The sequence below is a fragment of the Moorena bouillonii PNG genome, from assembly GCF_001942495.1.
Lineage (GTDB): Bacteria > Cyanobacteriota > Cyanobacteriia > Cyanobacteriales > Coleofasciculaceae > Moorena > Moorena bouillonii.
The window spans coordinates 107262-118612 of record NZ_MKZS01000001.1 but is presented as its reverse complement, the minus strand read 5'-3'; the positions used below and the strand labels follow the sequence as shown (position 1 = coordinate 118612).

13 protein-coding genes are annotated in these 11351 nt (G+C 39.2%); 9 read left to right on the top strand and 4 right to left on the bottom strand.

Features of this window, described 5'->3' with window-relative positions; genetic code table 11:
• The 9 genes from BJP37_RS00485 to BJP37_RS35240 form a co-directional block, all read left to right on the top strand.
• Positions 1–308, top strand: a 308-nt coding sequence (locus BJP37_RS00485; RefSeq protein ID WP_075895647.1) for a hypothetical protein, incomplete at its 5' end; no start/stop codon positions are given.
• Positions 309–505: 197 nt separating this feature from the next.
• Positions 506–823: a hypothetical protein gene (locus tag BJP37_RS00480; RefSeq protein WP_075895645.1), complete on the top strand. Its 318-nt coding sequence runs from the start codon at positions 506–508 to the stop codon at positions 821–823.
• Between the two features lie 197 nt (positions 824–1020).
• Entirely contained in the window at positions 1021–1338 is a 318-nt protein-coding gene (locus BJP37_RS00475; protein WP_075895643.1) for a hypothetical protein, read from the top strand.
• A 289-nt stretch (positions 1339–1627) separates the two neighbouring features.
• Positions 1628–1900, top strand: a complete 273-nt coding sequence (locus BJP37_RS00470; protein ID WP_075895641.1) for a hypothetical protein — start codon at positions 1628–1630, stop codon at positions 1898–1900.
• Positions 1901–2310: 410 nt separating this feature from the next.
• Entirely contained in the window at positions 2311–2583 is a 273-nt protein-coding gene (locus tag BJP37_RS00465) for a hypothetical protein (protein WP_075895639.1), read from the top strand.
• A gap of 268 nt (positions 2584–2851) precedes the next feature.
• Complete coding sequence (locus tag BJP37_RS00460) at positions 2852–3139, top strand: hypothetical protein (protein ID WP_075895637.1); 288 nt, start codon at positions 2852–2854, stop codon at positions 3137–3139.
• A gap of 302 nt (positions 3140–3441) precedes the next feature.
• Positions 3442–3684, top strand: a complete 243-nt coding sequence (locus BJP37_RS35245) for a hypothetical protein (RefSeq protein WP_143727404.1) — start codon at positions 3442–3444, stop codon at positions 3682–3684.
• Between the two features lie 250 nt (positions 3685–3934).
• Positions 3935–4693, top strand: a complete 759-nt coding sequence (locus tag BJP37_RS00450; protein WP_075895633.1) for a foldase protein PrsA — start codon at positions 3935–3937, stop codon at positions 4691–4693.
• A gap of 167 nt (positions 4694–4860) precedes the next feature.
• Positions 4861–5052, top strand: a complete 192-nt coding sequence (locus tag BJP37_RS35240; RefSeq protein WP_075895631.1) for a hypothetical protein — start codon at positions 4861–4863, stop codon at positions 5050–5052.
• 298 nt (positions 5053–5350) lie between these two features.
• On the opposite strand, the gene BJP37_RS00440 is transcribed toward BJP37_RS35240, so the two are convergent.
• The 4 genes from BJP37_RS00440 to BJP37_RS00425 all read right to left on the bottom strand — a co-directional run bounded on the left by BJP37_RS00440 (position 5351) and on the right by BJP37_RS00425 (position 10740).
• Complete coding sequence (locus BJP37_RS00440; RefSeq protein WP_075895629.1) at positions 5351–6637, bottom strand: lectin-like protein; 1287 nt, start codon at positions 6635–6637, stop codon at positions 5351–5353.
• 33 nt (positions 6638–6670) lie between these two features.
• A complete protein-coding gene (locus BJP37_RS00435; RefSeq protein WP_075895627.1) occupies positions 6671–7189 on the bottom strand; it encodes a hypothetical protein in 519 nt (172 codons plus the stop codon).
• Between the two features lie 390 nt (positions 7190–7579).
• Positions 7580–8818 (bottom strand): calcium-binding protein, encoded by a 1239-nt coding sequence (locus BJP37_RS00430; protein WP_075895625.1) that lies wholly within the window; start codon positions 8816–8818, stop codon positions 7580–7582.
• Positions 8819–9456: 638 nt separating this feature from the next.
• Complete coding sequence (locus tag BJP37_RS00425) at positions 9457–10740, bottom strand: calcium-binding protein (RefSeq protein ID WP_075895623.1); 1284 nt, start codon at positions 10738–10740, stop codon at positions 9457–9459.
• Between the last annotated feature and the right edge of the window lie 611 nt (positions 10741–11351).

Sequence of the window (11351 nt, the reverse complement as noted above, 5' to 3'; positions counted from 1 at the left end):
CTGACCTAAATCATCTAGAGTCCGTTGAAGCTAGCAAAGTTCAAGGTGGACTTTCATTAAGCAACAATTTCCAAAGCGTTTTCAAAACTAAAAGCAGCATCGTAGAAAACGAACTTTTCAATACTACAGTTAACGTTAAAGTAGATATCGGTAATACTGCTACTGCTTCCGGTAATACTGCTTCTGAAGCTCAAAGCGATGCAGGTAATAATGTTGCTAGTAAGCAAGAAAGCTTCTTCTTGACTCTTGAGCAAGGTGGCGTAACTGCTACTAAGTCTCAAGGTATTGGATTCTCTGCTATCCAGTAGTAATTAGTCAGGATATTTTCCTGATTCATTAACTTTTAAACCTGGGTGTCTTCATATCCTAATAGAATGCAGTACCTTCAGTTCTATATGAACATGATTACACTCAGGTTTAGGTTTGATTGCTTCAGTGTGATTGCTTCAGGATAGTCAATCCTCGGCGTTACCAATAAAATTAACAACCAAGAAGGAGAAAATCAATGCTTATTTCTGACCTAAATCATCTAGAGTCCGTTGAAGCTAGCAAAGTTCAAGGTGGACTTTCCTTAACCAACAACTTCACCAGCATTTTCAGCACTAACAGCAGCATCGTAGAAAACGAACTTTTCAATACTACAGTTAATGTTAAAGTAGATATCGGTAATACTGCTACTGCTTCCGGTAATACTGCTTCTGAAGCTCAAAGCGATGCAGGTAATAATGTTGCTAGTAAGCAAGAAAGCTTCTTCTTGACTCTTGAGCAAGGTGGCGTAACTGCTACTAAGTCTCAAGGTATTGGATTCTCTGCTATCCAGTAGTAATTAGTCAGGATATTTTCCTGATTCATTAACTTTTAAACCTGGGTGTCTTCATATCCTAATAGAATGCAGTACCTTCAGTTCTATATGAACATGATTACACTCAGGTTTAGGTTTGATTGCTTCAGTGTGATTGCTTCAGGATAGTCAATCCTCGGCGTTACCAATAAAATTAACAACCAAGAAGGAGAAAATTAATGCTTATTTCTGACCTAAATCATCTAGAGTCCGTTGAAGCTAGCAAAGTTCAAGGTGGACTTTCTTTAAGCAACAACTTCACCAGCATTTTCAGCACTACCAGCAGCATCGAAGAAAATGAACTTTTCAATACTACAGTTAACGTTAAAGTAGATATCGGTAATACTGCTACTGCTTCCGGTAATACTGCTTCTGAAGCTCAAAGCGATACAGGTAAGAATGTTGCTAGTAAGCAAGAAAGCTTCTTCTTGACTCTTGAGCAAGGTGGCGTAACTGCTACTAAGTCTCAAGGTATTGGATTCTCTGCTATCCAGTAGTAATTAGTCAGGATATTTTCCTGATTCATTAACTTTTAAACCTGGGTGTCTTCATATCCTAATAGAATGCAGTACCTTCAGTTCTATATGAACATGATTACACTCAGGTTTAGGTTTGATTGCTTCAGTGTGATTGCTTCAGGATAGTCAATAGCCAATAGTCATCTCAAACAAGGACTCAAGAGGTTAATTGCCAAATTGGCGAGACAAACATTTTGAAAATTGCTAGTTTAATTGGAGTGTAACCTAAACAGATTTATTAACACAAAATAAATTCTAAAATTAAATAATGATTATTTCTGATCTAAATCATTTAGAAACTATTGCTGAAGACCCCAAGGTTGTGGGTGGCTCTCACTACTCCCCACCTTACTACAACGATTTTGGATATAGCGGATCTATTAACGTCTATACCAACATTATAGGAAAGGTAGCTACGGTTAACGTCAACGCAGAGGCGTATGGGTACAAGACTTTTAGCAACATCAATGCCTATACGAGAGCTAATGATAATGGTTCCCACTCTAGTCTCAATGCAACGTCTGCTACTTCTTCTCATTAGTTCTTCTGATAAGCATTATTAAGAAAACTGCTTAGAGTAGTAGTTGAAACTTAAAGCTATCAATGCTCAAGTCTTTAAATATTGGCTTCTCCACAATAAGCCGTTAGTACTTAGTCACGAAAAGTTCCTGATTAAGTGATTGATAAATCAGGGTGTATTCATATCCCAATAGACTACATTAATTAAATTTAATTATCTATCAGGACGATTACACTCAGGTTTACCTTGAATCGAATCACTTCATTTTACTGGCTAACAAATAGTCAATCGCTATCTAGTTATCTAAAACCATAAATAACTAGATATATTTAAAAATCGGCGATAAAGTTATTTGAACTATGCCAGTTTAATTGGAGTACAAAATGACCAATAGGTCTAACACAGTAAACTACAAAGGAGAAAATTAACCAATGATTATTTCTGATCTAAATCATCTAGAGAATGCTGCTGAACAACCCAACGTTGTAGGTGCCTCCGGTTCCAAATTTTTTGGAGTTAATGGCTTCGTTAACGTAGGTGCCAACGTTTTCGGTAACACAGCAAGAGTTGATGGTCTTGCAGAAGCCTTTGGTCCAGGTACCTTCACCAACGTCCAGGGCGCTACCAGAACTGCTCCTGGTGCTTCTCAATCTACCCTACATGCAGTATCTGCTACTTCTTCACCCTTCTTCTTTTTCCACTAAAAAGAGTGATGGCTGAAATAGCCTAGAGTAGTAATTTTTGATTATTAAATGCTACGGAAAGATGCAAAAATTAGTAACATCTCTCCGTAGCATTAATCACAATGGTAGCATTAAATTGTTGTTGATTGGTAGCGGAATTATTTTAAGCCATACTCACTTAAAATAATGCTTGCAATCTATATTTTAGTCGCTTTTATGTGTTATCAATTACAATTAAATGCTCCCGGGGAAAACTAACGATTATCTGATTTAAGCAGGAGAATCATTCATGAACATTTCTGAATTAGAATATTTCGAGCTGGAGGCAACAGACCACCCTATTTTAGGTGGTTTTGCTTTTACTTCTGCTGAAGCCTTCGCTGGTCCTGGCTTCGCTACCATTAATGGTGATGCCCATGCGTTTGGTCAGCATACCAATACTTCAGTAACAGGCTTTACCGATGTAGACCCGTTCTTTTCTCAAGGTAATGTAAGAGCTCATGCTACATCTAGGGATCCTTTTTTCTCGGGTAATTCTAGAAGCGACGCCTTTGCCATTTATGGTTTCATTGGGTAAATTAACAAATATATAGCCGCTTTCCAGCTCATAATCAATATTGCTTATTCTTTTAATGGAAAAGGCAATAGGCAAACTAGCAATAGTAACAAGGGCTTTAAGTTGTGCATCCCTTTTATGATACTGTTGTTCTAGATTATTGTTCCCTGAGTTTAAGGTTATTTTATCTCGAAAAATTCAATAAGTTTAGGAATTTTTTTTCTAAACCAAAATGTTTTTTACTTGTTCCATTAGTAGCAAAAAAAAATACGATTATGTTTCATAGTTTTCAGTTATGGACTTTACCTGGCTCATATAAAACGATGAAGTCTAGTGTTTCTGGAATTCAATCTGTATCGGAAGTAAATTCTGAGGGCTCAAGTACTATTAGTAATGCCATCAGCATCGATCCTGATTCCCAAATCAGTACGAGTACAGTGGAAGCATCTGTTATTAAGCCCGCAAACACTATGGGTATTGTTGGAGCTAGCGCTGGTACTGATGATTTCTCAGTACCTGAGATTAAGGAAACTTTTTTTAGTATGAGCGTTTCTACATACTTATAAAGCTATAAGCTTCATAAAATTTAATCTAGTTTCTGTGTGCTGGCTCACAAGTAGGATTGAGGGGTGAGGTATTTGGATTCAGGGATAAGTTTTAACTCTCGGTTTTACTGGCAAATACTCCTCCCTCAATTCGGCAACTTGGCAGAGCTTAGCAATTGCTTTTTGTATGATGATAATAGTCAGACGGTTGACTCAGCTAAATCTGACTAAGACTGTAAGTAGTTCCAGTTATAGTTAATAATCGGGTGTAATGGTTGATCTTTCCAAAGCATCGGTGACTCCAGAGGAAATTATGTACTCCTTGAAAAAGGAGATGCATCTCAAGGGCATCTGTCAAAAAGTTTTGTATCAACGAGTTATCAGTAAAGCGGCTGAAGAAAGAGGGATAACAGTAACACCAGAAGACGTGCAAGCTCAGGCGGATGAGATCCGTTATGCCAATCGTTTGGAAAAAGCAGCAGAAACATTGGCCTGGCTGGCAGATCAGATGGTGACAGCAGAGGATTGGGAAGCGGGAATTAGCGATCGCTTGCTTGCCCAAAAGCTTGCTGAGTCCTTATTTTCTAAGCATGTCGAAAAAAGCTTTGCTCAAAATCGACTGGACTTTGAGCAAGTTTTGGTTTATCAAATTCTGGTGGATTCTGAGGAAATTGCTCAGGAGCTTTTCTATCAGATTGAGGAAGGAGAAATCAGTTTTTATGAAGCTGCTCATTTCTATGATATAGACCCAGAAAGGCAGCGACGGTGTGGCTATGAAGGAAAGTTGCCTCGCTGGAGTTTTAAGCCTGAGATAGCTGCCGTTATCTTTAGTGTTCAGCCAGGAGAAGTGACTCATCCTCTGCACACCGAACAAGGATACCATCTTTTCTTAGTTGAAGAATTTATTCCAGCTGAATTAACCGAAGAAAAGTCTAAAGAAATTTTACAGGGTATGTTTCAAGAGTGGCTCAATAGTGAAGTTAACTATATGATCCATAGTGAAATTAGTACCATCAATACTGGGGAATAATCCCAATGCTATTATTGGTTTTAGGGACTGAGGCCGTGGGCCACGCTTACTGGCAGAGCCAGACGCGAACGGCTCAGGGAGCAGGGGTAAGTAAATTCAATTTACCTCATCACTAAAATTACTAACTAAAATAACTAACTAAAATAACTAACTAGAGTGATGTAACCATGAGACGTTCCCAGGCAATCAGAAAATGGATAGTTTCACCAGATGGTACGGTTGTAGTCCAAGCCGAAAGTACAGCAAGTGCCTCTGGGGATAAAGTAACCATTATTCAAGAGGTTACTGTCAAAAGAGACTCTAGTGGCAGAATTTCTAGCAGAAGTTCATCCTCTTGCCATGCTTCTTCTAGTAGGTAGTTGAAATAGTAGGTAGTTGACCTACTTTGCTGTTGACAGTTGACCCTTGCTTAACCGACCATGGATTGGGCTACCACCCTCTTTACCCAAAGCCAGATCTGAGCTTTTGATGGAAAGCATAAAGCCCACCACTATCATAAATAACTATCTTCCAAAAGTATCGCCATTTTGGCTGATTGTTTTTGGACGAGAAAACAGGCAATCACTTCTTTTCATTTATTTATCAGCAATGACGTACGCTCAGCACTGAGTACTGAGTACTGAGTACTGAGCACTCAGCTTCTTCTAGAATTGGGGGTTAGCTAAATCTAAAGTCAGAGTAGCTGAGATCTACTACACTCACATCTTTAAACAGAACAGTTCCACCATAATCAGAACGGAAAAGAGCACCATCTTGAGTATCAATAATCCCACGTTGGGATATTTCATTATTGAACCACCTGGAGGCATTAATATTACCCCAGCCTTGGAATTCAAATTTATCGACACCCACTTCAAAGTCTTTGATGACATCAAACTCACCGGTTAACAAACTCTCATTCCGTTTGAACACAAATTTATCTGCGCCACTGCCACCTACTAAGGTATCACTACCGCGACCACCAGTAATAATGTCATCTCCACCAATTATGGTATCTTTAGTACTGGGCTGATTGATCTCAATCACGCCTCGCAGATTATTATGCCAAGGATCGCGATCGCTTAAATCATTCCAGGCGCGATCGCCCCAACCCATGACGGCATAGTCTTCACCTTCTGGTTGACTTCCATAGATTGTGGAGTTGTTGGGTTCTCCTGGAGACCAATTGCGATAAGTTGCTGACTCACCACTGACCCACTTCCAATTACCTTCTCTTGAGCTGTCAGTTAAGCCAATCCAAAACAGTTCCTTAGAACCAAATTTGTTAAACAGCCATGTTTGCTCAGCAGCATCATTAATCGTTACCAGGTTACCACCTAAACGCTTTGCCTCAGCTTGAGCTTCGTCCCAGGTGCCAGCAACAGAAGTTAGGAGATATTGATGCCCACGGTAAACACTAACATTGTTGTTTTGGTGATCAGCATCCCCAGCTATGAAATCGTTACCCGAGCCACCCTGGATGGTATCATCATCAATGCCTCCATACATTGTGTCATTACCAGTGCCCCCATACATCATGTCTTGACCAGAGCCACCATACATCATGTCCTTGCCCGAGCCACCCTTAAGAGTGTCATTACCAAAGCTGCCATGGAGTTTGTCGCTACCAGAGTTCCCATATAGCTTATCATCACCTTGACCAGCTTCTAAAATGTCATTCCCATCAAATCCATAGAGGGAATCATTACCTAGGCTGCCATAAATTTTGTCATTGCTGTTAGTGCCACGGAGTTCATCATTCCAGATCGTGCCGTAGCGAACATCATTACCTAAGTTGTCAATTAAAGTATCTCCTAATAATTTAACAGCACTTTGATTAATTTCCACTAACGTCAGATTAGTATTGCGACTAAAGGTGCGCTCATAAGTGCCTGTAAGTGAAGCCTTGACGAAATCTATACCATTGTTGCCATCAATATCAAAACGTTCTTTGGGAGAGTTCACTTTGACGTTATAACTAGAGTCAAAAGATATAGATTAAAAATATATATTTCCAATTTTATCGGAAGAATTTAAATCACCAGAGATGGCAAAGGAATCGATAATCTTGGGCTGATTCATCTGATCAGTATTCAACAGGAAAAAAAATGTCCCCGAGTTAGCCTCAGAATATTCCCGATTGGAATTTTCAATTTCTTTAGCGTTCAGTTCTAAAGCTGCTGAAAAATCGAAAGAGAATTTTTGATTAGCTCGTACTGAAAAATTACCAACTACTTCAGTGCTGCTATTAGCACTGCCCTGAAAAGCTCCCTCTGTACCAACTACAGTACTTTGACTGAAAAGTTGAGAGAAAGCTGGGTCATTGATAAAGGTACTTTTAGCATCAGCAATAGCAGTAGCTATACCACCCTTGACCAAGGTCTCCACCTGGGCATTAGTCAAGGTACCAGCAGGAGCTTGACTATATTTGGTAAACTGAGCGTTTCCTGTAGCGTTAGCAAAGTTCGGTTTGGAGTTAGAGGTTCTAGGGGTTAAAAATAGAGTGTCTGAGGTCATTAATTTACTTTTTTTTTGGACAACTATATGAGATTAAAATTATAAAGATAATAAATATATTTAAAACGCCATTTTGGCTATGAATTTTACAGTATTTATTTTATAAATATTCTATAAGATCCTGTCCATTTAGCTAATCATAATTTCTGGGGATTTACTTAATTGGTACTTGGTAATGGTGGTTTGACTACCGATTACCAATTACCGATTACGGAGACCCCATCACCTGGTAGTAAAAATATTGATATTAAAAAAGAGGCGCACGCTACGCGAACGCCTCTTTTCTTTAGACCTCTTGCAAAAATAGGGATCAGAGGAAGCATTTGGAGCTAAATATCGTCGTTTTTATAATAAGTCTCTTCCCAAATGCTTCGCCCCTAGGACTCGATTTTAGGCGAAGTGGAAGTCAGAATGCTTAAGCTGGTTTAGATTCACATTTTCAAACAAAACTTCTCCACCTTTTGCGTAAGATAAGAGAGCGCCATTACTAGTATTAGTAAGGTAACCCTGATTTATCCCATTGTTGTACCAAGTTTTGGAGTCAATTTGACCAAAACCTTGAAATTTCACCTTATCTAAACCAACTTGGAAGTCTTTGATGATATCGAAGTCATCTCCAAGCAAGCTATCGCTCCGATTGAACACAAATGTGTCAGCGCCATTACCACCAACCATGGTGTCACTGCCACCGCCACCTACCAAAGTGTCGTCACCAAAACTGCCATGAAGTTTATCATCACCAAACCCTCCATTCAGGTTATCGTTGCCTTTACCCCCTTCTAGAATGTCATCGCCAGTAAGTCCTTGAATCGAATCATCGCCTAAGCTAGCATAAATTTTGTCATTACCGAAAGTGCCACGAAGCTTATCATCCCAAATACTTCCATAGCGCACATCCTTACCCAGGCTGTTGATTAAGGTATCCCCTAATAAGTTAACAGCATTGTTATTAACTTCTACGATCGTGATATTGGTATCACGGTCAAAAGTTTGCTGATAAGTCCCTTGGGCTGAACCCTTGACGAAGTCTACGCCGTTGTTGCCATCAATATCAGTAGTTTTAAAAGGAAAGTTAAGGTTGACGTTGCTGCTAGAACCAAAATCCAAGTCGCCGATTTTACGGGAAGAGATTAAATCACCAGCAATGCCAAAAAAACCTTTAACCTTAGCTTGATTGGGATTCTCAGTCTCTAACACCAGAAAACCTATGTTTGAGTTGGCCTGAGAATATTCCTGATTAGGATTGTCAATTTCTTTAGCTGTTAGTCGTAAATCTGCTGAGAAATTGAAAGAGAATTGTTGATGAGCTCCAACAGAAAAACTAGCAACTACTTTAGTGTTACTCTGGGAACTACTCTCAAAAGCACCATCAAAACCAGCCGCAGTAGCTTGACTAAATAGTGTAGAGAAGGTTGGGTTATTGACAAAAGTGGCGTCAGCATTAGCAAGAGCAAAACCCACACCATTCTTGACTAAAGTCTGCGCCTGAATTTGAGTCAAAAACCCCGACGCTGCTTGACTATAGTTGGTGAACTTGGCGCTTCCTGTAGCGTCAGCAAAGTTCGGTTTGGAGTTAGGAGTTTTAACAATTGGCAAAAATAAAGTATTTGATCCCATGAAAATCCCCATTTTTATATTGGCTTATTCCGGGAATCATTATAAATAGCATTAATCAATGATGAGCGCTATTTTGGCGGCTGATTTTGATGACAATAAGCCGCCAAAATGTTAAGCATTAAGCTATTTATCAGCAGTCAGCTAATGCTCTGGTAGTGATAATATAGCGTTTTTATTTGAGTTGTGAACATACCTCTTGCGCCAAGAGGCAAAACCCAAGAGGCAAAACCCAAGAGGCAAAAGGGATCCGAAGTTTTATTGGATAATAAAAAAAGACCTTCTAGGTTTATATCTCATTTAGAAATTTTATAGTAAACATTTAGCTATCAGTAATCATCTCATGATAAAATAAGCGATCAAGCGTGCGCGTAGCGCAATCGCTTGATCGCCTCTTTGGGTTTGGCTTCAATGAATTAGAGCAAAACTTAGGAAAAACTGGGAACTAAACCTTATAAGTACTAGTAGGGTGCCTTATTAACACACTTTACAAGTAATCCCAATTTTTAAAAGTAAGATTAAAGATTTAGATGGGAAGATAGGTAGATAGGGAGATGGGGAGATAAAATTTATCTCTAGCCCTATCAGCCTTAAGAATTGCTATAAATTTACGGCGTTAGTCCTGTAGAGTATTCGCCATCTGGAATTAAGTTTTAAGCATCGAAGACGAAGTCAGAGTGACTAAGCTCGTGTGCATTAATCCCTTCAAACAGGACTTTTCCACCATAATTTGAATGGAATAGCGCACCATCATGGGTATCGGTGAGCCGACCTTCAGCAATTACTCCACTGAACCAATAGGAAGAATCAATATAACCCCAGCCTGAGAATTCAATGTGATCGACACCAACCTCAAAGTCTTTGATGACATCATATTCACCGGATAACAAACTCTGATTTAGCTCAAAAACGAATTGGTCAGCGCCACTACCACCAGTCATCACATCGCTACCAGGACCACCAATCAGGATATCATCATCATGACCACCGAATAACGTATCATTGTGGTAACCACCGACTAAGGTATCCTCGCCAAAACTGCCATGGAGTTTATCATAACCATTATCCCCATAGAGTTTATCGTCGCCTTTACCGCCTTCGAGGATATCATTACCACCATAGCCATAGACAATATCATCCCCTAGGCTGCTATAGATTTTGTCCCCATAATCAGTTCCATGAAGTTTATCATTCCAAATACTTCCATAGTGGACATCATTGCCCAGGTTATAGATTAAGCTATCTCCCAACAACTGAATTGTACTGGTATTGACTTCTACTACAGTTAAATTGGTATCACGGTTAAACCAACGCTCATATTCTCCTGTCGTTGAGCCGTTGAGGTAGTCTATGCCATTGTTACCATTAATATCTGTAGTTTTATAAGGATAATCAACGGTAACATTATAACTTGCTCCAACGTTCAATTTGCCAACTTGACTAGAAGAAATTAAATTACCCTTGAAGCCAAAATAATCTAACAGTCTGGTATAACCATTGGTTGTGTCTAATACAAAAAAGTAACTGCCTGACTTTGCGGAAGCATATTCAGTATTGGAATTTTCAATTTCTTTTGAGTCAAGTTGTACAGCGGTTGAGAAATCAAACGAGAACTTCTCATAAGCACCAACGGAAAAATTACCAACTACCTTAGCCTTACTGTGAGCAAATACTTCATAAGCGCCCTCAGTACCAACTCCAGCACTTTCAGTGAAGAGTTCAGAAAAAGTTGGGTCATTGATAAAGGTGGCGTCAGCATTAGCAATGGCCTGACTTAAACCATCGTTGACAAAAGTTTGTGCTTGGGCATCAGTCAAAGTCCCTGAAGCACTGTGACTGTATCCTGTAAACTGAGCGCCTCCGGTCGCATTAGCAAAGTTAGGTTTAGCATTATAGGTTTGAGATTTCAGGGGTAAGAAGAGAGTATCTGATGTCATAAACGTCTAGGTTTTTCTGTTCACTTAATTAACTTAATTATCAATAGTGGGAAGGGATAATGGGCAATATAGCGTTTGTATCTGGGTTGTCAACACACTTCTTGCAGGAATTGGTTTGCATACAAGAGGAACCCACCTCTAACCCCTACCAGGAGGGTAAGTAAGGCAAGAGGGTAAAGAGATCCGGAGTTTTATTGTTCAATAAAAAAAACTTATAGGTTGACATTTTAGACAAAAAAAGCTATATTAACCAACGGCTCACTTCAGCAATTTATTGATAGTAAAACCATAAAAAAAATAAAAATACTAGATATGCCAATTTGTCATTTTTTATTATTGGTTTTTGTAAAATTCACGTTTATTAATAGGTAACTATAGGGTTGATGAAGTAAATGTAAACCTAGGGATTATTTTTTTTTCAAATAAAAATAACGATCAATAAAAATAGGTAAGTTAACTGTTAATTAACTTATCGCAAGTCTGGAGGATGAGCGATAATTAACAATATCTGCGTTCTTTGCTCCCCTTACTTCGTTCTTTGCTCCCCTTACTTCTCCTCACAAGGGTAGGTTTTTTACATTTGGGTCCTGCCCCACCCCCAACCCCCGACC